The following is a 22,396-nucleotide window of genomic DNA, read 5'->3' on the forward strand; positions in this document are numbered from 1 at the left end:
GTTGGTGAATTACTTGTTCACCACGGCCATGATGTCTTCTTCGCGCATGACCAGCAGTTCCTGGCCTTCCACCTTCACGGCCTGGCCGGCGTACTTGCCGAACAGCACGCGGTCACCGACCTTGACGTCGAGGGCGATGTTGTTGCCCTTGTCATCCTTCTTGCCAGGACCGATTGCCAGCACTTCGCCTTGATCGGGCTTCTCGGCAGCGTTGTCGGGAATCACGATACCGGACGCGGTCTTGGTTTCGTTGTCCAGACGCTTCACGATCACGCGGTCGTGCAAAGGACGCAGATTCATACGGACTCCTAGATACAAAGTGAGTTTTTGATCACAAATCGGCCGGCTACCGAGGCGACGGCCGTCAGAAATGTTCAGGTGTCGCAGGAGGCTGTTAGCACTCACCCCTGACGAGTGCTAATTATAGGGACGGGGTAGGGGCATTTCAAGACGCGGGTGTGATGCGGGTTTTCCCGAGGAGCGGTTGATGCCTTGCGCGGCATGGGCTCCCGGCCGGCAACGACCCGCCTGTAGGAATAATCCCGGCACCCATTCGGGCGTGTGCCTGACAGCGCAACGTGGTGCCGCTACCTAGACTGGGCTTGTCGCCGCGCGCCCGTCTTGGCCGGATGTACGGCGTACGCCGCGCCGAGCGCTTCCGTTGCCGGCGCCTCCGACAGCGACTCTGGAGGTATTCCATGGATACGAAACAGCCTGCTCGCCTTACCCGAATCGCCAGCGTGATTGCCGCAGGCCTGGCTGGCCTCAGCTGCGCTGCGGCCATTGCCCAGACAACCGCCACCCCCGCTACCCCGGCCACGCCGGCAACCCCTGCTGCCCAGGGCATGCCCGCGACCCCGGCGATGCCGGCAACCTCTGCCACGCCGGCAGGCGGCCAGGGCGTGCCGCCCGGCATGACCCAGATCGAGCCGCCGAAGGACCCGCTGGTGGAACGCCGCGAGGCGCGCCAGAAGGCCGCCGCCGAGTACAAGGCCAAGAAGAAGGCGGCCAAGGGTGAGTACAAGGAAGAAGTCGGCGCTGCCAAGCAGGAGCGCAAAGTAGAGAACAAGGCAGCCGATGCAACGGCCAAGCAGGAAATGGCCGCACCAAAGCAATAGCGCCAGCCTTTGCGAGACGGGTGGCCGGGATCAGCCGGCCACCTTCTTCGTGCCAGACATACCCCTCCCGTTTGCCCTTCGGCAGCATCCGGACCCTGGCGGCTTGCAAGAGGCAGGATCGCGCCTAGACTCGATACGAGCGAGTCGTGCGCCTTTCTGCCCGGCTTGCCATCTGCGCCATGTCCGCTGCCCACCCACGCCACTGGTTCGCAGGCCTTCTCCTGTCCGGCCTGGTGGGCGCACTCAGCCTGTGCAGCACGTTTGCCGCGCAGCAGAAGCCGGCGCCGGCGTCCGCGCCCGTTGCGGCCCCCGCGGCAAAAGCCGCAACCGGCAAGGCAGATGTCGCCAGGCCGCGCGGCCTCAACCTGGCCAACAAGCCGCGCATGGGCGACTTCGATGTGATGGTCACCAGTCGCGTCATCCGCGTGCTGGTGCCTTACAGCCGCACCCTCTACTTCAGCGACAAAGGCCACGAGCGCGGAATTACCGCAGAACTGGTGCGGGAATTCGAGCGCTACCTGAACAAGACCTACGCCAGTCGACTGGGCAAGCGCCCGCTCACCATCATCATCATCCCCACCACGCGCGACCGGCTGCTGCCCGACCTGGCGGCGGGCCTGGGCGATATCGCCGCCGGCAACCTGACCGAGACCGAGGCCCGGCTGAAGATGGTCGACTTTGCCGCGCCGCGCGACCGCAAGCCGGTGCGCGAGCTGATCGTGACCGGCCCCAAGTCGCCGGCGCTGAAGAGCCTGGACGACCTGGCGGGCAAGACCGTCCACGTGCGCCGCGCGAGCAGCTACTACGACAGCCTGACTGCACTGAACGACCGCCTGCGCCAGTCCGGCAAGGCGCCGATGAAGCTGGTGCTGCTGCCCGATGCCCTTGAAGACGAGGACGTGCTCGAGATGCTGAACGCGGGCCTGCTGGAGATCGTCGTGGTCGACGACTGGAAGGCCGCAATGTGGGCGCAGATCCTGCCTGACATCAAGGTGCGCCAGGACCTGGCGGTGCGCGAAGGCGGCTATGTCGGCTGGGCCTTCCGCAAGGACAGCCCGCAGTTGCGGCAGGTCATTGACGATTTCTATGTCAATTACGTCAAGAAGCAGGGCATGGCGGAATACCTGATCAAGCAATCCATGCGCCGGGTCAAGCAGATCAAGAACAACACCGAGGACGCCGAATACAAGCGCTTCCAGCAGACCGTTGCCTTCTTCGAGAAGTATGGCAAGGACTATGGCTTCGACCCGCTGATGCTGGCGGCACAGGGCTTCCAGGAGTCACAGCTCAACCAGCAGGCGCGCAGCCGCGTGGGCGCCGTCGGCATCATGCAGATCATGCCCGCCACCGGCAAGGAACTGAACGTGGGCAATATCCAGATGGTCGAGTCCAACATCCACGCCGGCGCCAAGTACATGGACCGGCTGATGACGAAGTACTTCCCCGACGCGCATTTCTCGGAATCCAACCGGCCGCTGTTCGCCTTTGCCAGTTACAACGCCGGGCCCGGCAATATCGCCAAGATGCGCAAGGAGGCTGCGGCGCGCGGGCTGGATCCCGACAAGTGGTTCAACAATGTCGAGATCGTGGTGGCGGAGAAGATCGGCATCGAAACCACCACCTATGTGCGCAATATCTACAAGTACTACGCGGCCTACCGGCTCACGCAGGACCGGGAGGCCGCGCGTGAGCGGGCACTGAAGGAAGTCCGGAAGTAGCCCGGCCACGCCGCAAGGATCAGTCGGCCAGTCCGCTGGCGTCGATATAGCCCAGTGCCTCGGTCACGGCGCGGCGCGCCTTGAGCACGTAGCAAACGCGGCGCTCCTGGATCGACAGCGCCAGCACATCGGCCTGCACCAGTTCCAGGAACACGTGGCCGGCGCGCGCCAGGCTCAGCCGTGCGACCTGCGCCAGGTCGGTGGCCGGCAGGCCCGCCTCGCCGGCCTCCAGCAGCGCCCGGCAGATCCGGATCCGCGCGGGCTCGGTCATCAGCGCAAGGGTCAGCGTACTTTCCTGGGTCTCCATGATCACACCTCGGTCTCCGGGCACGCCCCCGGTCCGCGAAACGCGGCGGCAGGGCGGTGCTGGCGTATTTTTTTCCGCGCTGTTCCTTGCGCGCAGTTTTTCCCGTTCTACGCGGCTCGCCGCGCAAACGCAATAGGGTGGAGCCACGGCCCGGCAAAGACTGGTGCGATTACAACAAATAGCGCGTGCCAGCCGCATTCGGGGGATGCGCGACGCGGCTGCACCTCCCCTTCGGCGGCCGGCTGCGGTCAGACCATCAAGCCATCACAAACGGCAATTGCCGCTGGCGCTTGCCCGTCAGCGTGAACAGCGCGTTCGCCACTGCCGGCGCGATCGGCGGCACGCCCGGCTCGCCCAGGCCGGTGGGGTTCTCCTGCGAGGGCACGAAGAACACGTCCACCACCGGCGCATCGGTGATGCGCGGCGGCGGATAGTCCGGGAAGTTGCTGTTCTTCACGGCGCCGTTCTCGATCTCGATGGCAAACCCCGGCTTGGTCATGGCCAGCCCAAAGATGCAGGCACCCTGGATCTGGGCCTCGGCGGACATCGGGTTGACCACGCGGTTGGCATGCACGCCGGCGGTGACGCGGTGCACGCGCGGCTCGCCCTTCACCACCGAGACGTCGACCACGTAGGCCACCACGGTGTTGAACGACTCGTGCACGGCCACGCCCCAGGCATGGCCCTTGGACAGCTTGCGCTTGCCATAGCCGGACTTGTCCACCGCCAGCTGCAGCGCGGCGCGGTGGCGCGCGTGCTTCTTCTCGTCGAGCCGGGCCAGGCGGAATGCCACGGGGTCCTGCTTCGAGGCTGCGGCCATTTCATCGGCCAGCGTTTCCTTGACGAAGGCGGTATGCGTATTGCCTACCGAGCGCCACCACAGCACCGGCACGTCCACCTGCGGATGGTGCACCGACATCTGCAGCGGCAGGTCATAGTCATTCTCGACGATGCCTTCGGTCATGGTGGCGTCGACGCCGTTCTTGACCATGAAGGGCTCGAACGGCGTGCCCTTCAGGATCGACTGACCGACGATGGTGTGCTGCCAGCCCACCACCTTGCCCTGCGCATCCAGCCCGATGCGGGCGCGGTGCAGATGCAGCGGTCGGTAGTAGCCGCCGCGGATATCGTCCTCGCGGCTCCACACCACCTTGAGCGGCTCGGTGTGGCCGGCGGCTACCCAGGCCTTGAGCACGTTGGCCGCTTCCACGATGTAGTCCGAGGTCGGCACCGCGCGCCGGCCGAAGCCACCGCCGGCCATCATGGTGTTGAGCACCACCTTGTCCGGCGCCAGCCCCAGCGTGCGCGCCACCGCGGCCTGGTCGACGGTCTGGAACTGCGAGCCCACCCAGACCTTGACCGACTGCACCTTGCCGCCGGCCACTTCCGGCTGCAGCGTGCAGTTCAGCGGCTCCATCGGCGCGTGCGCCAGGTACGGGAAGCGGAAGTCGGCCTCGATCTTGCGCGCGGCACCGTTGATGGCCGAGCCGATATCCCCGCTCCCCGCGCGCGCCACCGTGCCGGGCTGGCCGGCCAGCCTTGCGTATTCGTCGAAGAGCGCCTGCGACGACACCTTCGAGCCCGCGTCTTCCCACTGGATCTCGAGCGCATCGCGGCCCATCTTGGCCGGCCAGTAGCCGCTGGCAATCACCGCCACGCCACTGCCGCCGCGGTCGACCGGCACCTGCAGCACGCCGCGCACGCCCTGCACCGCGCGCGCCTTGTCGGCGCTGAAGCTCTTGACCTTGCCGCCAAAGCGCGGCGGGCGCGCCACCACGGCCACCACCATGCCCTTCAGGTGCGTGTCGATGCCGAACGGCGTGGTCGCGTCCATCTTGCCGCGCGCATCCAGCCGCGGCGTGGGCTTGCCGACGATACGGAACTGCGACGGGTCTTTCAGAGTGACCCGCTGCGGCACGGGCAGCTCCATCGCCGCGGGCGCCAGCTCGCCGAAGGTGGCACGATGGCTGCCGGACGTGATGACGCCCTGCTCCACCTTGCAGCTGGCCGGATCGACCTTCCACTGCTGCGCGGCCGCCGCCACCAGCATCGCGCGGGCGCGCGCGCCCAGTTCACGATATTGCTCGAACGAGTGGTTCAGCGCGGTGGAGCCGCCGGTCATCTGCATGCCGAAGGCGGGGTCCTTGTACGGGTCGCCCGCCGGTGCCAGCGTGGCGCGCACGTTGCGCCAGTCGGCGTCCAGCTCTTCGGCCAGCGCCATCGGCAGCGCGGTGTGCACGCCCTGGCCGAACTCGAGCCGGTTCACGGCCACGGTCACGGTGTTGTCCGGCGCGATGATCAGGAACGCCTGCGGCGCCGGCGCTGTGGTCCTGGGCCTGGCCGCGTCCTGCGCCTGCGCCAGCGGCGCCACGCCCAGTGCCAGCCCGCCGCCGGCCAGGCCGGTCAGCTTCAGGAAACTGCGGCGGTCCAGCGTGGCGATACCGGTGTGCTGACGCGCTTCGCCATCATTGCCGCCCTGGCCGCCGGCCAGTGCCTCGATGCCTCGGATTCGCATTATCATTCCTCCCGCTCAGGCCAGCGCACGGGCGGCGTCTTTGATCGCCGCGCGGATGCGCTGGTACGTGCCGCAGCGGCACAGGTTGCCGGCCATGGCCTGGTCGATGTCGGCGTCGGTAGGCCGCGGCTTGGTGCGCAGCAGGCCGATGGCGCTCATCACCTGGCCGTTCTGGCAGTAGCCGCATTGCGCCACGTCATGCTTGAGCCAGGCGTCCATCACGGCGCGCCCGACCTTGTCAGTGCCGATGCCTTCGATGGTGGTGATGCGCGCTCCGGCAGCCGCGGATACCGGCGTCACGCAGCTGCGCGTAGCCTGGCCGTTGACGTGCACGGTGCAGGCACCGCATGCGGCCATGCCGCAGCCGAACTTGGTGCCGGTCATTTCAAGGTTGTCACGCAGCGCCCACAGCAGCGGCGTGGACGGGTCCACGTCGACTTCACGGGTCTTGCCGTTGACGTTGATATTGAGGGTGGTCATGGGGGGACACTCCTTGGGTACGTTGCCCGCTGGTTCTTTCCAGTGCCCCCGCCGGGCGCAATCGTGCGGCGCGCGGGCACTGCCCATGCGCCGCAGCCTGGCGCAAAGGACAAATGAGGATAGTGCAATTTCGGTCACCTTGCCGGACACCATGCGCACTACCCTGCCCCCGAAGCCGTTTTGCACGAACTTTGGGCATGTGGCGGCTGTCCCTCATGAATCCCTTCGCTTTCCGATTTCTGCCGCCGCAACAGTGCCATCGACTGTTCCAGAACACACTTATTCCGGCGCCTCCGCGGCACCGGTCCCGCACGCCACCGCTGCCACGCGCGTGCCGGCGGCCCAGTCCCCGTCAGTGGCGCGGCTCGACAGCATCCAGGCCCTGCGCGGGCTGGCCGCCGCGTTCGTGGTGGTCTACCACTCCGGCCTGGCGCTGGGCGGCGCCGATGCGCCGGCGCTCAACTGGCTGACCGACAACGTGATCAAGCGCGGCCATGTCGGCGTGGACGTCTTCTTTGTCATCAGCGGCTTCATCATCGCCTGGGTCGCGGTGCTGGCGCGGCCCCAGCCTGAGCGCCCGCTCAGCTTCATGATCCGGCGCTGCTGCCGGCTGGCGCCGCCGTACTGGATCATGTCGGCCATCCATGCGCTGCTGCTCAATCCGGTCACGCCGGCGGTATTCGCGGCGTCGCTGGCCTTCCTGCCGACTGCAGCCGACCACGCGCCGTACTATGGCTACCCGGCGCTGTACGTGGGCTGGTCGCTCAACTATGAGCTGGCGTTCTATGCCGCCTTCGCGCTCGGCCTGCTGGCCGGGCGGCGCGCGCTGCTGGTGGTGCTGGGGGTCTTCGCGTTGACCACGCTGGTGCTGCCGTGGTGGCGCTTCGGCGCGCTGGCGGCAGATCCGGCGCAGGGCTACCCGTTCGCCACGCCGTGGCTGGCCATGGCCAGCAATCCGCTGGTGCTGGAATTCCTGCTGGGCTGCGGACTGGCGTGGGCCTACGCGCGCTGGCGCCACCTGCTGACGCCGGCCATCGCGGTGGGCATGCTGGCAACCGGTTGCGCGGCGTTCGCGCTGTCGCTGCCGCTGGTCGGGCCCGACTTCAGCCTGGCCGGACGCGGGCTGCCCGCGGCGGCGCTGCTGGCCGGCGCCGTGGCGGCCGAGCACGCCGGCGTGCTGCGCGTGCCGCGCGTACTGGTCTGGCTGGGCGAACTGTCGTATGCGCTGTACCTGACGCACCCCACCGTGATCGAGGGCGTCAAGCACCTGATGCCCGAACTGGCGCCCTACCAGACCGCGCTGCAACTGCTGCGCTTTGCCATCGATGCCGGCCTGGCGCTGGCGCTGGCGCTACTGCTGCACCGCTGGGTGGAGCTGCCCGGCATCGCCGCCGGCCGGCGGCTGGCGCGGCGCTGACGCGCGCGCTCAGCGCTGCGGCATGCCGGCCAGGAACAGATAGAGCGCGGTCAGGTCGGTATCGTTCATGCGTCCGAACGAATTGAACGGCATCACGCGGCTTACTTCGGTGCCATCTGGGCGCTTGCCGCTGCGCATCATCGCGATAAAGGCCGAAGCCTGGCCGTAGCGCGACATGGCGCCGCCCGGCACGGGGCGCAGGTCCGCCGCGGGCGGCCAGTCGGGCGGCGCGCCCGGGATCTTGCCGCCGCGGAAGTCCGGCCCGTGACATCCCAGGCACGCATTGGCGACGTAGCCGCCGTACCTGGCCGTGGGCGCCGGCACCATTGCAGGCTGCACCGGCAAGCTGTGGTCGATCTTGGCGGCCGCGTCCTGCACGATGCCCACGCCGTACAGCGCCCGCACCAGCCATGGCATGCGGATTTCCGCGGGCGCCCCCATCGCCGGCGGCAGGCTGCGCAGGTAGCCCACCAGCGCGCCCAGGTCCTCGTCGCTCAGGCGGTTGTAGTCCTCGCTGGGCATGATCAGCAGCGGCCGGTGCGAGGGCGCCACGCCATGGCGGATGCTCCGTACCCAGTCAACCGGCTGGTAGGCGGCAATGTCCGGATTGGCGCGCGTCAGGTCCGGCGCGCGCACGCGCAGGCCGCCGGGGTCGTCGATCACCTGCTTGCCGCCGCCGCCGGCACCGTGGCATTCCATGCAGCCGCGCGATTCAAACAAGTACTTGCCGAGCGCGATGCCGGCGGCATCTTCACGGATGGCGATGGGTGAAACCTTGACCTCGACAATGCGCGACGCCTTGCGCTCGCCGACCCATACCGCGGCATAGGCCCCCACGGCCACGGCGACAGCCGTGCCGGCCAGCCCCCATGCCGCCACCCGCAGAAATCGCGCCATTTGCCTTCCCCTGTCTGCCGCACTGGATGCAGCAGCTTGCCGCCAGTGGGCGGGGGGCTGTCGGTGGGGCAGGCCACATAGCGGCGGCGCGCGCCTCGGTCAGGCCAGCCCGGCCGGGGCCCGGTCGATGAAGCCGGTCATGCGCGCCAGCCGGCCATCGGCGGAAATCGTGGCGAAGTCGGTGCCGACCACCAGCGCCGGCTCTCCCGCCGGGGCCAGTTCCCACGTAAAGCGCAGGTGCTCGCCGTGCGCATCGACCGGGCTCACGCGGGTAAAGCGAAACCCGGGGAACTTCGTCTGCACCGCGGCGATCATCGCGTCGATGCCAGCATGGCCGTCCCCGCGCATCAGCGGATCGACATAGCTTGCCGATTCCGTCCACGCCAGCGCGATCAGCTCGCGCCGGCGCGCGGCATCGGTCTCGTTCCAGGCGGCGAGGCAGCGGTCGGCAAGGGTGGCGGGATCGGCAGTGACTTGGGCTTGGATGGCGGCAGACATGGCGTACTCCTGGTCTTGGTTGGGAATCCGTATAGCGGCCTCAGGTCAGGCCATGGCTGCATGATGGGCGCGGCGGGGCCGTGGCGCGATTACTCGTGAGGTTATGAACTGGCTTACCCGCATGCCTGACGGTCCCTACCAAAAAATCGCCCCCAGCACCAGTGCCAAGATAGCCCCCAACCTGCCCCCTGTCCTGCCAATGGCCGCGTCCTTATCCTCGCTACATTGCCCCTACGCTGGGCGGCATTCCGTCCCCGCATCCGGGGCCGTGCCGCCCGGGCGCGCCGGGCAAGCCGCCTCCTCCCACTCAGACGCACCGCCTTTTTGCATCGTTCTCGTCCATGACGCCCCACACGGCCCCGCCGAGCCACCAGGCCGCCAACGACCATCCTGCCGCGCAGCGCCGCTGGCTGCCCTTGCTGCTGGCCGGCGCCGGCTATTTCGTGCTGGCGGCGGCTGCGCTGTGGCTGGCGCGGCTGCCCGGTACCGTGGCGGCGGTGTGGCTGCCCAACGCCTTCGGGCTGGGCCTGCTGCTGCACCGGCCGCGCGCGGAGGGACCGTGGCTGCTGGCCGGCATGCTGGGCGCCAGCGTGCTGGCCAACCATGCGGCCGGCGACAGCGTCGCCACCGCGCTGATGCTGACCGGCGCCAACCTGGCCGAGATGCTGTTCGCGCTCGGGCTGCTGCGCCTGCTGGACCGGCATGCCGCCCTGGGGCGCCACGGTCCGCTGGCCGCCTTCGCGGTGATGCTGGCGGTGGGCGGCATCCTGGCGCCGGCACTGGGGGCCACCGCCGGCGCCATGGCCATCGCCGCGACCCATGGCACCAGCTTCGCCTCGGTCTGGTGGACGTGGTGGCAGGCCGACGCGCTCGGCATGGCGCTGTTGCTGCCGATGATGTTGTCGATGACGAAGGTGCGCGTGCGCGCCGCCGTCGCGCGGCCGGTGCTGGCGCCGCAGGCGGGCGCGCTGGCGCTGTGCCTGGCCATCGGCGCCTTTGCGCAGTGGCAGAGCCATGACCCGTTTGCCGCGATGTCGCTGCCGCTGGTGCTGGTGGCGCTGGCCGGCAATCCGTTTGCGACCGCGCTGCTGACGCTGGTGGCCACACTCTGCCTGCAGGCGCTGATGCTGCTCGCGCACCGCCATGAAGCAGTGCCGCTGTCGGCGGCGGTGATCATGGTGTTCCCGGTCTGCATCGCCTACCTGACCGAGCAGAACCGGCACGGCCGCGCCAGCCTGCGCAGCAGCGACAAGCGCTTTCGCCAGGCCATGGAGCATTCAGCCATCGGCATGGCGCTGGTCGGCATGGACGGCCGCTGCCAGACGGTGAACCGCGCCATGACCGAGCTGCTGGGCTACAGCGCGGCCGAGCTGCACGAGCTGAGCTACCAGCAGCTGACCCACCCCGACGACCTGACCGGCGACCTGCGCCAGGTCGACAACCTGCTGTCCGGCAAGATCGAGTCCTACCGCCTGGAAAAGCGCTACCGCCATAAGGACGGCCATTACCGCTGGGTTCTGCTGGCGGTGTCGCTGGTGCGCGACGAACAGACCGGCGAGCCGCAGCACTTCATCACCCAGGTGGAAGACATCCACGCGCGCAAGCTGGCGCAGCAAGAGCTGGAACGGCTGTCACGCCGCATCCAGCTGGCGGCTGAAGCCGGCGGCGTGGGCATCTGGGAGTGGGACTTCACCAGCGCCGGCGTCACCTGGGATGCGCGCATGCATGCGCTGCACGGCACCGACCCCGCGGGCGGCACGCCAGTGGTGGAGCAATGGATCGCGATGCTGCATCCGGACGACGTCAGCCGCGTCAGCGGCGAGATGCGCCAAGCCATCCGTGGCGAGGCGCCGTTCGATACCGAATACCGCATCGCACGCCCCGGCGGCAACGTGCGCCACGTGCGCGCGATGGCCATGGTCACGCGCACCGACGATGGCACCGCGCAGGCCCTGGTCGGCACCAACTGGGACATCACCGAGCAGCGGCGCCTGACCGAGGCGCTGTTCGAAGAGAAGGAACGCCTGCACATCACGCTGCGCTCGATCGGCGATGCGGTGATCTGCACCGATGCGGCCATGCACGTGACCTTCATGAACCCGATCGCCGAACAGCTGACCGGCTGGACCATGGCCAGCGCCACCGGCCTGCCGCTGGAGCAGGTCTTCCGCATCGTCGACGAAGCCACCGGCGACCCCATCCCCAGCCCGGTCGAAGCCTGCCTGCGCACGCTCGCGCCGGCTTACCTGCAGGACGGCGCCGTGCTGCAGAGCCTGACCGGCGAGCGCCACGACGTGCAGGACTCGGCCGCTCCCGTGCTGACCGCGCGCGGCGAGGTGCTGGGCGCGGTGCTGGTGTTCCAGGACATCACCACCGCGCGCGCGCTGCAGCGCGAGCTGGCGCGTTCGGCCATGCACGATGCGCTCACTGGCCTGCCTAACCGCACCTGGTTCGAGAAGCGCCTGCGCGAAGCCTGCGACGCGGCGCGGCTGCACGGCCACCGCGCCGCGCTGTGCTTCATCGACCTGGACCGCTTCAAGATCGTCAACGACACCGCCGGCCACGGCGCCGGCGACGTGCTGCTGCGCGAACTGGGCTACATGATCCGCAACCACGTGCGTCCCGACGACGTGCTGGCGCGCCTGGGCGGCGACGAGTTCGCGCTGCTGCTCAAGGACTGCACCGTCGACCAGGCCGAACAGGTCTGCCAGGGCGTGATCGACGCCATCCGCGGCCGCCGCTTCCCGTGGGAAGGACGCGTGTACGACATGGGCGCCAGCATCGGCATCGCCGCGATCGACCTGGACGTGCCCCCGGTCAGCGAACTGATGAGCCGCGCCGACGTGGCCTGCTACGCCGCCAAGGCCGCCGGCCGCAGCCGCGTCTCGGTCTACCGCCGCGACGAGAGCGACGCGCGCCGCCACCACCGCGAGCTGGAAGTCGCCGCCGGCATCCATTCGGCGCTGGAAGCGAACCGCTTCCGCCTGTTCGCGCAGGAGATCCGCGCACTGCAGCCGGAGGAGAACGAAGACGGCGCCGAACACTGCCATATCGAGATCCTGGTGCGCATGGTCGACGAGCACGGCGATCTGATCATGCCCGGTGCCTTCATTCCCGCCGCCGAGCGCTACGACCTGATGGGCCACGTCGACCGCTGGGTCATCCGCAACGTGCTGCGCGGCTACGGCGAACGCCTGGGCGCCGTGCCCGGGCTGTCGGTATCGATCAACCTGTCCGCCAACTCGCTCGGCGAGCCCTTCCTGCTGCCCTTCCTGCATGCAGAGCTGGAGGCCAGTGCGCTGCCCGCCAGCCGCATCCGGCTGGAGATCACGGAAACCGCGCTGATCAACAATATGGCCGCGGCCAACCGGCTGGTGACGGAGATGCGGCGCGCCGGCTGCACCGTGTCGCTGGACGACTTCGGCTCGGGCCTGTCGTCGTTTGCCTACCTGAAGCAGTTCCCGGTGGACTTCCTGAAGATCGACGGCAGCTTCATCCGGCAACTGGCCGACAACGCGGTCGACCGCGAGATCGTCAGCTCGATCAACGACATCGGGCACCGGCTGGGGGTGCGCACGGTGGCGGAGTGGGTGGAGGATGAACGCACCCTCGATGCGCTGCGCGCGATCGGGGTGGACTATGCGCAGGGGTATGTGATCGGGCGTCCGGTGGCGCTGGATGTGTTCCTTGCCGGATGCCGGCAGCGCGACGCGCAGGCCTCCCAGGCCGCCGGGTCGTGATGGATCCGGCGCCAGTCACCAGGCCAGATGTCCGCCCCCCGGTGCTCCGCTTCCATTGTGACTAAAACACCATATTGAGGCTCATCCGTCCTACGGGATTACACCGATTCATACATGCCTGTATATACAGGACTATACATGCCTATGCATCGCCCAGAAAAAGCGTTCCCGACTGCACGACCGAAGGAGTTCCCGTGACCAAGACCACCACCAACCCCACGCGTTTCCGCGACACCGAAATCCGCGCCCCCCGCGGCACCACGCTGACGGCCAGGAGCTGGCTCACGGAAGCCCCGCTGCGCATGCTGATGAACAACCTCGACCCCGAGGTGGCGGAGAACCCGAAGGAACTGGTGGTCTATGGCGGCATCGGCCGCGCCGCCCGCAACTGGGAATGCTATGACCGCATCGTGGAAGCGCTGACCCGCCTGGAAGACGACCAGACCCTGCTGGTGCAGTCGGGCAAGCCCGTGGGCGTGTTCCGCACCCATCGCGACGCGCCGCGCGTGCTGATCGCCAACTCCAACCTGGTGCCGCACTGGGCCAACTGGGAACACTTCAACGAACTCGATGCAAAGGGCCTGGCCATGTATGGCCAGATGACCGCCGGCAGCTGGATATATATCGGCAGCCAGGGCATCGTGCAGGGCACCTATGAGACCTTCGTCGAAGCCGGCCGCCAGCATTTCGGCGGCAACCTGAAGGGCCGCTGGGTGCTGACCGCCGGCCTGGGCGGCATGGGCGGCGCGCAGCCGCTGGCCGCCACGCTGGCCGGCGCTTGTTCGCTCAATATCGAATGCCAGCAGAGCCGCATCGACTTCCGCCTGAAGACCCGCTATGTCGACGAGCAGGCCACCGACCTTGACGACGCACTGGCCCGCATCGACCGCTACACCTCGCAAGGCAAGGCGATCTCGATCGCGCTGTGCGCCAACGCCGCCGAGGTGCTGCCCGAACTGGTGCGCCGCGGCGTGCGCCCGGACATGGTCACCGACCAGACCAGCGCGCATGACCCGCTCAACGGCTACCTGCCGGCCGGCTGGAGCTGGGACGAATACCGCGAGCGCGCGCAGCGCGAGCCGGCGGCGGTGGTCAAGGCCGCCAAGGCGTCGATGGCCGCGCATGTGCGCGCCATGCTGGCGTTCCAGCAGATGGGCGTGCCGACCTTCGACTACGGCAACAATATCCGCCAGATGGCCAAGGAAGAAGGCGTGGCCAATGCCTTCGACTTCCCCGGCTTCGTGCCCGCGTACATCCGCCCGCTGTTCTGCCGCGGCATCGGCCCGTTCCGCTGGGCCGCGCTGTCGGGCGACCCGCAGGACATCTACAAGACCGACGCCAAGGTCAAGGAACTGATCCCCGATGACGAGCACCTGCACCGCTGGCTCGACATGGCGCGCGAGCGCATCAGCTTCCAGGGCCTGCCGGCGCGGATCTGCTGGGTGGGCCTGGGCCTGCGCGCCAAGCTGGGCCTGGCCTTCAACGAGATGGTGCGCAGCGGCGAGCTGTCGGCGCCGGTCGTGATCGGGCGCGACCACCTGGATTCGGGCTCGGTCGCCAGCCCCAACCGCGAGACCGAGGCCATGCAGGACGGCTCCGACGCCGTGTCCGACTGGCCGCTGCTGAACGCGCTGCTCAACACCGCCAGCGGCGCCACCTGGGTTTCGCTGCACCATGGCGGCGGCGTGGGCATGGGCTTCTCGCAGCATTCCGGCGTAGTGATCGTGTGCGACGGCACCGATGAAGCCGCCGCCCGCATCGCCCGCGTGCTGCACAACGACCCCGCCACCGGCGTGATGCGCCATGCCGACGCCGGCTACGAGATCGCCGTCGACTGCGCGCGCGAGCAGGGCCTGGACCTGCCGATGCTGAACCACGCATCGCGCGACTGATCCCGCGGCCAGCAAGAGCCGTTCTGCCGCCGGGCCGCCGCGTGCGCCCCGGCGCCTTATCGTTTTACGGAGACACCCATGTCCATCGACACCACCGCCGGCGTGGCGGTCGCTGCGCCCCAGGCGCAACTGTCACGCACGCGCGCCATTGCCGCGATTACCATCGGCAATGGCCTGGAGTTCTATGATTTCGTCGTCTACAGCTTCTTTGCCACGCTGATCGGCCGGCTCTACTTTCCGGTCGACAACCCTACCGGGCAACTGCTGATGTCGTTCGCCACCTTTGGCGTCGGCTTCCTGATGCGCCCGCTGGGCGGCCTGCTGATCGGCATGTATGCCGACCGCGCCGGGCGCAAGCCGGCGGTAGCGCTGACCTTGTGGCTGATGGGGCTGAGCTCGCTGATCTTCGTGGTGACGCCGCCGTACGCGCAGATCGGCATCCTCGCGCCGGTGCTGGTGGTGGTGGCGCGGCTGGTGCAGGGCTTTGCCATCGGCGGCGAGATGGGCGCATCGACCGCGCTGCTGCTGGAATACGCCGATGACCGCACGCGCGGCTTCTATACCGCATGGCAGCCGTTCAGCCAGGGCCTGGCGGCGCTGCTGGGCGCAATCACCGGCCTGGTGCTGAGCAACGTGCTGGCGCCGGCCGAGCTGGAAGCCTGGGGCTGGCGCCTCGCCTTCCTGATCGGCATTCTGGTGATCCCGGTCGGCCTGGTGATCCGCCGCCGGCTGGAAGAAACCGCCGCGCCCGTGCGCCACGGCGAGCACGCCGCGCAATGGCCGCTGCTGCGCCGCCATGGCCGCGAGATCATCGCCAGCATCCTGCTGATGATCGGCCTGGCCTCTTCGACCTATATCGTCGTGTACTACCTCAGCAACTACGCGGTCAGCGTGCTGAAGATGCCGCTGTCGCTGGGCATCTGGGCCGCGTGCGTGGCGGCGCTGGTGCAGGTGGTGCTGTCGCCGTTCGCGGGCTGGCTGGCTGACCGCATCGGCCGCAAGACCGTAGTGCTGTGGTCGCGCGTGGCGCTGCTGGCAATGGTCTACCCGGCCTTCGTGCTGATCAACGCCGAGCCGTCGCTCGCGCGCCTGCTGGTGGTGGTGGGCTGCCTGTCGGTGCCGATGTCGATGACCGCGCCGGCCTCGATGGTCCTGGTCAGCGAGGTGCTGCCGCAGCGGCTGCGCGCCACCGGGCTGTCGATCGCGTATTGCGTGGCGATCGCGATCTTCGGCGGCTTTGCGCAGTATTTTTCGACCCGGCTGATCCAGGTCACCGGTGACGCCAATGCGCCCGCGCTGTATGTGATCGGCTGTGGCCTGGTATCGCTGTTCGGCCTGGCAATGGTGCCGGAAACGCTGGGACGGCGGCTGAAATGAGTTCCCCGGCGCCTGCAAAGGGTGCTCCAAAGCCGCCCGAGCTAGCCTAAGCAAGGTGTTCTCCCTCTCCCCTCATGGGGAGAGGGTGGTTTGGCCAGGAACCACATCAAGCAAGGCCCTCGTTTTTTCCAGCCCTGTGACGCCGGCAAACGCCCCACCGTCCCCCGCTGCCAGCACCTCAAAACCCCGGGTTAACACCTAGAACGCCGTTCGGATTCCCGAACGGCGTTTTCGCATGCCGGTCCGGATTCCCGAATCTGGCGCCGGAATCACATCTTTTTCTCCTTTGTATTCAACAAGTTGCACAACTCCTGCAGCCCTTTCGGGCTGGCACGGCGCGTGCAATATAGGCCGCCGCTTACAGCGCCAGACGGGTATGCCGGCATGCCGCCCGGCGTCCCGGCCGATGCCAAAAACAAAGGAGGACACACATGACCGACCCCGCCTTGCCCACCCCCTTCGCCACTCCGGCGAACCCACGGCACCTGTTGCCGCGCTGAACCACGACAAGGCCGGCCCGGCGCCCCGACATCGCCGCCCAGCCTTCCCGCAATACACAGACGCCCGTCCCTGCCACAGGAGACGGACGCACAGGCCTGATCCACGATGAAACTGAATCGACTGCCCACCCTGATCTTCATTGCGATGCTGCTCGGCGTGCTGGTCGGCACCGCCGCGCACAACATGGCGCCGGACGCCGCCACCGCCAAATCGATTGCGGACCACCTGTCCATCCTGACCGATGTATTCCTGCGGATGATCAAGATGATCATCGGCCCGCTGGTGTTCGCCACGCTGGTGGCCGGCATCGCCAGCATGGGCGATGGCCGCGCCGTGGGCCGCATCGGCCTGAAGGCAATGATGTGGTTCATTGGCGCCTCGATCACCTCGCTGCTGCTGGGCCTGGTGATGGCCAACCTGCTGGAACCCGGCCACGGCATGAACCTGCCGCTGCCGCCGGCTGACGCGGCCTCGAACCTGAAGACCGGCGCGCTGAACCTGCGCGACTTCATCGCCCACATGTTCCCCAAGAGCTTTGTCGAGGCCATGGCGCACAACGAGATCCTGCAGATCGTGGTGTTCTCGCTGTTCTTCGGCTTTGCGCTGGGCACGGTCAAGGACGGCGTGGGCAAGCCCGTGCTGCAAGGCATCGAAGGCCTCGCCACGGTGATGCTGAAGGTCACCAACTACGTGATGGCGTTTGCCCCGGTTGGCGTGTTCGGCGCCATCGCGGCGGTGATCACCGCGCAGGGCCTGGGCGTGCTGGTCGTGTACGCCAAGCTGATTGGCAGCCTGTACCTGGCGCTGGCGCTGCTGTGGGTGGCGCTGATCGCCGGCGGCTACTTCTTCCTGGGCCGTGACGTGTTCCGCCTGCTCAAGCAGATGCGCGCGCCGCTGATGATCGGCTTCGCCACCGCCAGCAGCGAATCGGCCTACCCGAAAGTGATCGACCAGCTGACCCGTTTCGGCGTCAAGGAGCGCATCACCAACTTCGTGCTGCCGCTGGGCTACTCGTTCAACCTGGACGGCTCGATCATGTACACCTCGTTTGCCGCGCTGTTCGTGGCGCAGGTGTATGGCATCGAGCTGTCGCTGACCCAGCAGATCACCATGCTGCTGGTCCTGCTTGTCACCAGCAAGGGCATCGCCGGCGTGCCGCGCGCCTCGCTGGTGGTGGTCGCCGCCGTGCTGCCGATGTTCGGCCTGCCGGAGGCCGGCATCCTGCTGGTGCTGGGCATCGACCACGTACTCGACATGGGTCGCACCGTGACCAATGTGCTCGGCAATGCGATTGCCACCGCCGTCGTCGCCAAAAGCGAAGACGCCATCGGCGCGCCGGTACCGTCCGAGGAGGATGAACCCGCCGCGGATACCACCACCGGCCTGGCACCTGCCCAGGTCCTCGCGGGCAAGTAATACCGTCCGCCAGGCGTGCCAGGGCCCGGTTGCCGATACGGCAACCGGGCCTTTTTGCATTCTGGCGCGGCACCGCCCCCCTGGTGTGGTAAAAGTAGGCACCCGCGCCGGCCCCTGCCCCTCTGGTCCGCGCGGCGGCTTTGCCACCTGCCTCACCCAACACCTGATGACCGGTCCGCTACACCCTCCCGGCGATACCACCCGCGCCACCGCACCCGCGTCCGCCGCACCCACCGGCTCGCGCCTGCCCCACGGCCTGCGCGGCCTTGCGCCGCTGCTCGCGCTGCTGGCGCTGGCCATGCTGGTGGGCCTGGCGGGCTCGCTCGGCTACCGCTACAGCTACGACACCGCGCTGGCGCGCCAGGCCGAACGCGGCCAGGTGCAGTTGCGGCTGTACACGCAGGCACTGGAAAGCGAGCTGGCCCACTACGACTACGTGCCCGGCCTGCTGTCGCTGGACGAGCGCATCGCCGCGCTGCTGCTGCGCCCGGACGACGCCGCCCGCGCGGCACGCGCCAATGACTACCTGAGCGCCCTCAATACGCGCGCCGGCACGCGCGTGATCTATGTGCTGGATGCGCACGGCAAGGTGCTGGCCAGCAGCAACTGGCAGCGCCCGGACAGCTACCTGGGCGAAGCGCTGAGTTTCCGCCCGTACTTCCAGGCGGCCATGGACGGCCAGTTGGGGCGCTTCTACGGCGTGGGCACCACCCGCAGCGAATCGGGCTACTACCTGTCGGCGCCGCTGGGCGAGCGCGACAACCCGGTCGGCGTGGCGGTGGTCAAGATTGGCCTGGAGCCGCTGGAGAACCGCTGGCAGGGCGCCGACAGCCAGATGCTGCTGACCGACGAGAACGGCGTGGTGATCCTGGCCTCGGACCCGTCGTGGAAGCTGGCCGCGCTGCGCCCCCTGTCACCCGAGGCGCGCGAGCGCCTGATGCGCAGCCTGCAGTACAACCGCGCCCCGCTGCCGCAACTGCCGCTGACCCTGGTGCGCAAGCTGAACAACGGCAACGGCAGCAGCAGCGACGAACTGGTGCGCCTGCGCCGCGGCCCGCCGATGCTGGCGCAGCATGCCGCGCTGCCCGGCACCGACTGGCAGCTGACGCTGCTGACCAATACCTCGCAGGCTCGCGTGGCAGCACTCAACACGGCGGCGCTGGCCGGCGTGCTGAGCGCCTTCGTGCTGCTGCTGGGGGCGGCGTGGAACGTGCGCCGGCGCATCGTCAACGAGCGCCTGGCGGCGCGCGCCGCGCTGGAGGCGGCCAACAGCGAGCTGGAGCGCAAGGTGGCCGATCGCACCGCCGACCTGTCCACCTCCAACCAGCGCCTGCAGGCCGAGGTGGCCGAACGCATCCGTGCCGAGACCGTGCTGCGCCAGGCCCAGGACGGGCTGCTGCAGGCCGGCAAGCTGGCCGCCGTGGGGCAGATGTCGACCGGCATCGCGCATGAGCTGAACCAGCCGCTGGCGGCGCTGCGCACCATCTCAGGCAATACCGGCAAGTTCCTCGAGCGCGGCGACTACGCCACCGTGCGCGCCAACCTCGACACCATCATCGGGCTGGTCGAACGCATGGGCCGCATCACCGGCGCGCTCAAGTCGTTTGCACGCAAGTCCGGCAACGGCCGCCGCCAGGCCAGGCTGGCCGAAGCGGTGGACAACGCATTGTTCCTGCTGCAGACGCGCGTGGACGCGGTCCAACCCGCGCTGCAGCGCGATATCGATCCGACGCTGGCGGTGGTGTGCGATCCCAACCGCCTGGAACAGGTACTGGTGAACCTGCTCGGCAACGCGCTCGATGCCCTCGCCGGCCAGCCCGCGCCGCGCATTGCGCTGCACGCGCACGTGGCGGGCGCCATGGTCCACCTGACCGTGCGCGACAATGGCGCCGGCTTGTCCGAGGAAGCCTTCGCACGACTGTTCGAGCCCTTCTTCACCACCAAGCCCGCCGGGCAAGGGCTGGGGCTCGGCCTCACGCTGTCGGCCGGCATCCTCAATGAAAACGGCGGCAGCCTGTCCGCCGCCAACCACCCGGACGGCGGCGCCTGCTTCACGCTGGTGCTGCCGCTGGCGCCGCACGACGCCAACCCACAGGACGCAAAGCATGCCGGCTGACCTGACTGTACTGATCGTCGAGGACGATGCCGACGTACGCCTGGGCTGCGAGCAGGCGCTGCGCCTGGAGGGCATTGCCACGCGTGGCGTGGGCAGCGCCGAGGCCGCGTTGCGCGAGGCCGGGCCGGGCTATGCCGGCGTGGTCGTCAGCGACATTCGCCTGCCGGGCCAGGACGGCATGGCGCTGCTCGCGCAACTGCGCGAGCGCGACCCCGCGCTGCCGGTGATCATGATCACCGGCCATGGCGACGTGGGGCTGGCGGTGCAGGCGATGAAGCAAGGCGCCTACGACTTCCTGGAAAAGCCGTTCTCGCCCGAGCAGCTGGTGGACGCCACGCGCCGCGCGCTGGAGCAACGCCGGCTCGCGCTGGAAGTGTCAGAACTGCGAGAACGGCTGGCGGGCCGCCAGAAGCTGGAAGCCCACCTGATCGGCCATTCGCCCACGGTCGAGCGGCTGCGCCGCCTGATCGCCGACCTGGCCGGCACCGACGCCAATGTGCTGATCCACGGCGAGACCGGCACCGGCAAGGAACTGGTGGCGCGCTGCCTGCATGAGGCCAGCCAGCGCCACGCGCGCAACTTTGTTGCCATCAACTGCGGCGGCCTGCCAGAGCAGCTGTTCGAGAGCGAGATCTTCGGCCATGAAGCCGGCTCGTTCACCGGTGCCGCGCGCCGCCGCATCGGCAAGATCGAACACGCCGAAGGCGGCACGCTGTTTCTCGACGAGATCGAGAGCATGCCGATGCCGCTGCAGATCAAGCTGCTGCGGGTGCTGCAGGAACGCGTGGTGGAACGGCTTGGCTCCAACCAGCCGGTGCCGGTCAACACGCGCGTGGTGGCCGCCACCAAGGCCGACCTGCGCGCGCTCTCCGATGCCGGCCAGTTCCGCGCCGACCTGTATTACCGCCTGAACGTGATCACGCTGGAATTGCCGCCGCTGCGCGAGCGGCGCGAAGACGTGCCGGCTTTGTTCGAGCATTTCGTCGCGCAGGCCGCGTTGCGCTTCAACCGCGAGGCTGTGCCCGCGACCCCGGCCGAGCTGGCCGCGCTGGTAGCCTACCCATGGCCCGGCAATGTGCGCGAGCTGCGCAACCTGGCCGAGCGCCATGTGCTGGGGCTGGGCTGCAACCCCGGCCACGGCACCACCGCTCCCGAAGCCCTGCCGCTGGCGCAGGCAGTCGAGCAATTCGAGCGCGCACTGATTGCCGATGCCATGCGCCGCCACGACGGCAACCTGAGCCGCGCCAGCGAAGCCCTGGGCGTGGCGAAGACCACGCTGTTCGACAAGGTGCGCAAGTACGGGCTTTGAAGCGTGGCCGGGGAATCGGGAACAGTCGCGCCGGCCATGCCGCGCAATCTGTCATGTCACGACAGAACTCTGAAGCGCCCGCTGTATTCAGCGGATGCTTCAGAGCTGCGTCGAACCCCGGGGAACCACCGGGGCAGGACAATGTCTGCGTTACTGTCGTGCCTGCCTGCAAGCACCAATGTGCGTTAAACAACCAATACGCGATGGATTTATGTTTTTTCTTACAGATGGATTGGCGTTTGCGGCATATTATTGGCTTCCAGCAGATCCGAGTCTGAGATCTTCAATACGTCCAGAAAGTCGCTGATCGGCTGGAAATGAAAGAAACAACAAATTTATAAAGAAAGCCGTCCGGCCGGCGGGGGAGCGGGCCAGGACACAGGGTCAGTCAACCATTGGCAGTGACAACCGCGCGGCGCATGTGCCTGGCGCCGCGGGCGCCGTCCCGGCGCGACTGCCTTCAGGACCACGGGTGATGGGATGAAACTGGATCCGGCACTGGCTGAAAAGCCTTATTACAGCACGCGTACAGCGGCAAAACTGCTTAACGTCTCTCTGGGCACCGTCCAGAAGATGGTCGAGCGCGGCGAACTTGGCGCCTGGAAGACCAACGGCGGCCATCGGCGCATCCACAAGGAAACCGTGCACCGCCTGCTGGCGACGCGCATCGGGCCGGAATCGGCGTCGCCGCACGGCCTGGACCTGGTGGTATTCCACCCCAACCACCAGGAAGCGCAGCGCATCCACGGCCAGCTTGCCAAGTGGGGGCTGCCGCTCAAGAGCGTGGTGGTCGACGATGTGCTGGACACCGTCATCACCTCGGTCAGCGAGCATCCGCGCGTGGTGCTGTACTACGTCGACGAACTGAACGACGCCGAGTCGGCCACCATCGAGAAGCTACAAAATTTCTTTGCCAGCCAGCACGTGATCTTCGCCGTGATCACCAACCGCCAGGCCTATGAAGGCGTGGCCGATGCCCTGCAGCACTGGGGCATCATGGTGTTCCTGAAGACGCCGTCGCTGGAAGAGGTCAAGGGCTTCCTGCGCGCCCAGCTGATGATGGGCCGCACCGCCTGAGCACGGCTGCGCCGGGGC

16 protein-coding genes are annotated in these 22,396 nt (G+C 68.1%); 10 read left to right on the forward strand and 6 right to left on the reverse strand.

Going from position 1 to position 22,396, the window contains the following annotated elements; genetic code table 11:
• Positions 1–9: 9 nt before the first annotated feature.
• On the reverse strand, positions 10–300 hold the full coding sequence (groES, locus tag AC3WRR_RS20180; protein ID WP_010813047.1) for a co-chaperone GroES: 291 nt from the start codon (positions 298–300) through the stop codon (positions 10–12).
• A gap of 398 nt (positions 301–698) precedes the next feature.
• Here groES and AC3WRR_RS20185 point away from each other — a divergent pair, with 398 nt between their 5' ends.
• On the forward strand, positions 699–1,118 hold the full coding sequence (locus AC3WRR_RS20185; protein ID WP_011614662.1) for a hypothetical protein: 420 nt from the start codon (positions 699–701) through the stop codon (positions 1,116–1,118).
• Between the two features lie 179 nt (positions 1,119–1,297).
• Positions 1,298–2,836 carry an MltF family protein gene (locus AC3WRR_RS20190; RefSeq protein WP_492297962.1) on the forward strand — a complete coding sequence of 513 codons (1,539 nt, stop codon included), beginning with the start codon at positions 1,298–1,300 and terminating at the stop codon, positions 2,834–2,836.
• A 19-nt stretch (positions 2,837–2,855) separates the two neighbouring features.
• Here AC3WRR_RS20190 and AC3WRR_RS20195 read toward each other — a convergent pair whose 3' ends face one another.
• The 3 genes from AC3WRR_RS20195 to AC3WRR_RS20205 form a co-directional block, all read right to left on the reverse strand.
• Positions 2,856–3,143, reverse strand: a complete 288-nt coding sequence (locus AC3WRR_RS20195) for a hypothetical protein (RefSeq protein ID WP_037023964.1) — start codon at positions 3,141–3,143, stop codon at positions 2,856–2,858.
• Positions 3,144–3,399: 256 nt separating this feature from the next.
• Positions 3,400–5,658 carry a xanthine dehydrogenase family protein molybdopterin-binding subunit gene (locus AC3WRR_RS20200; RefSeq protein ID WP_010813051.1) on the reverse strand — a complete coding sequence of 753 codons (2,259 nt, stop codon included), beginning with the start codon at positions 5,656–5,658 and terminating at the stop codon, positions 3,400–3,402.
• 15 nt (positions 5,659–5,673) lie between these two features.
• The gene (locus tag AC3WRR_RS20205) at positions 5,674–6,138 is read right to left on the reverse strand and encodes a (2Fe-2S)-binding protein (protein WP_010813052.1); all 465 of its coding nucleotides are present in this window, start codon (positions 6,136–6,138) and stop codon (positions 5,674–5,676) included.
• Between the two features lie 331 nt (positions 6,139–6,469).
• Here AC3WRR_RS20205 and AC3WRR_RS20210 point away from each other — a divergent pair, with 331 nt between their 5' ends.
• Positions 6,470–7,555 (forward strand): acyltransferase family protein, encoded by a 1,086-nt coding sequence (locus tag AC3WRR_RS20210; protein ID WP_037023938.1) that lies wholly within the window; start codon positions 6,470–6,472, stop codon positions 7,553–7,555.
• 9 nt (positions 7,556–7,564) lie between these two features.
• Here the strand turns inward: AC3WRR_RS20210 and AC3WRR_RS20215 are convergent, their stop codons facing one another.
• Both AC3WRR_RS20215 and AC3WRR_RS20220 read right to left on the reverse strand, forming a co-directional pair.
• Positions 7,565–8,452 carry a c-type cytochrome gene (locus AC3WRR_RS20215; protein WP_492297932.1) on the reverse strand — a complete coding sequence of 296 codons (888 nt, stop codon included), beginning with the start codon at positions 8,450–8,452 and terminating at the stop codon, positions 7,565–7,567.
• Between the two features lie 99 nt (positions 8,453–8,551).
• Positions 8,552–8,950, reverse strand: a complete 399-nt coding sequence (locus AC3WRR_RS20220; protein ID WP_492297933.1) for a nuclear transport factor 2 family protein — start codon at positions 8,948–8,950, stop codon at positions 8,552–8,554.
• Between the two features lie 341 nt (positions 8,951–9,291).
• On the opposite strand from AC3WRR_RS20220, the gene AC3WRR_RS20225 reads away from it, so the two are divergent.
• From AC3WRR_RS20225 to AC3WRR_RS20255, 7 genes are all read left to right on the forward strand, one after another.
• Positions 9,292–12,690: a diguanylate cyclase gene (locus AC3WRR_RS20225; protein WP_492297935.1), complete on the forward strand. Its 3,399-nt coding sequence runs from the start codon at positions 9,292–9,294 to the stop codon at positions 12,688–12,690.
• 194 nt (positions 12,691–12,884) lie between these two features.
• On the forward strand, positions 12,885–14,582 hold the full coding sequence (hutU, locus tag AC3WRR_RS20230) for a urocanate hydratase (protein ID WP_011614656.1): 1,698 nt from the start codon (positions 12,885–12,887) through the stop codon (positions 14,580–14,582).
• Between the two features lie 78 nt (positions 14,583–14,660).
• Complete coding sequence (locus tag AC3WRR_RS20235; RefSeq protein WP_492297937.1) at positions 14,661–15,959, forward strand: MFS transporter; 1,299 nt, start codon at positions 14,661–14,663, stop codon at positions 15,957–15,959.
• A gap of 606 nt (positions 15,960–16,565) precedes the next feature.
• Entirely contained in the window at positions 16,566–17,876 is a 1,311-nt protein-coding gene (locus AC3WRR_RS20240) for a dicarboxylate/amino acid:cation symporter (protein ID WP_010813062.1), read from the forward strand.
• Between the two features lie 166 nt (positions 17,877–18,042).
• Positions 18,043–19,992, forward strand: a complete 1,950-nt coding sequence (locus tag AC3WRR_RS20245) for a sensor histidine kinase (protein WP_010813063.1) — start codon at positions 18,043–18,045, stop codon at positions 19,990–19,992.
• Complete coding sequence (locus AC3WRR_RS20250) at positions 19,982–21,301, forward strand: sigma-54-dependent transcriptional regulator (protein WP_010813064.1); 1,320 nt, start codon at positions 19,982–19,984, stop codon at positions 21,299–21,301. The genes AC3WRR_RS20245 and AC3WRR_RS20250 overlap by 11 nt, the downstream gene beginning before the upstream one ends.
• 480 nt (positions 21,302–21,781) lie before the next feature.
• On the forward strand, positions 21,782–22,378 hold the full coding sequence (locus AC3WRR_RS20255; RefSeq protein WP_010813065.1) for a helix-turn-helix domain-containing protein: 597 nt from the start codon (positions 21,782–21,784) through the stop codon (positions 22,376–22,378).
• Positions 22,379–22,396: the final 18 nt, after the last annotated feature.

It is taken from the genome of Cupriavidus sp. FW305-3-2-15-C-LB2 (assembly GCF_058787575.1).

Coding starts and splice junctions, on each gene's coding strand:
- AC3WRR_RS20245 (WP_010813063.1), top strand. CDS start 18,043: ATGACCGGTCCGCTACACCCTCCCGGCGATACCACCCGCGCCACCGCA.
- AC3WRR_RS20255 (WP_010813065.1), top strand. CDS start 21,782: ATGAAACTGGATCCGGCACTGGCTGAAAAGCCTTATTACAGCACGCGT.
- AC3WRR_RS20215 (WP_492297932.1), bottom strand. CDS start 8,452: ATGGCGCGATTTCTGCGGGTGGCGGCATGGGGGCTGGCCGGCACGGCT.
- AC3WRR_RS20190 (WP_492297962.1), top strand. CDS start 1,298: ATGTCCGCTGCCCACCCACGCCACTGGTTCGCAGGCCTTCTCCTGTCC.
- AC3WRR_RS20205 (WP_010813052.1), bottom strand. CDS start 6,138: ATGACCACCCTCAATATCAACGTCAACGGCAAGACCCGTGAAGTCGAC.
- AC3WRR_RS20250 (WP_010813064.1), top strand. CDS start 19,982: ATGCCGGCTGACCTGACTGTACTGATCGTCGAGGACGATGCCGACGTA.
- AC3WRR_RS20240 (WP_010813062.1), top strand. CDS start 16,566: ATGAAACTGAATCGACTGCCCACCCTGATCTTCATTGCGATGCTGCTC.
- AC3WRR_RS20235 (WP_492297937.1), top strand. CDS start 14,661: ATGTCCATCGACACCACCGCCGGCGTGGCGGTCGCTGCGCCCCAGGCG.
- AC3WRR_RS20185 (WP_011614662.1), top strand. CDS start 699: ATGGATACGAAACAGCCTGCTCGCCTTACCCGAATCGCCAGCGTGATT.
- AC3WRR_RS20225 (WP_492297935.1), top strand. CDS start 9,292: ATGACGCCCCACACGGCCCCGCCGAGCCACCAGGCCGCCAACGACCAT.
- AC3WRR_RS20220 (WP_492297933.1), bottom strand. CDS start 8,950: ATGTCTGCCGCCATCCAAGCCCAAGTCACTGCCGATCCCGCCACCCTT.
- groES (WP_010813047.1), bottom strand. CDS start 300: ATGAATCTGCGTCCTTTGCACGACCGCGTGATCGTGAAGCGTCTGGAC.
- AC3WRR_RS20195 (WP_037023964.1), bottom strand. CDS start 3,143: ATGGAGACCCAGGAAAGTACGCTGACCCTTGCGCTGATGACCGAGCCC.
- AC3WRR_RS20200 (WP_010813051.1), bottom strand. CDS start 5,658: ATGCGAATCCGAGGCATCGAGGCACTGGCCGGCGGCCAGGGCGGCAAT.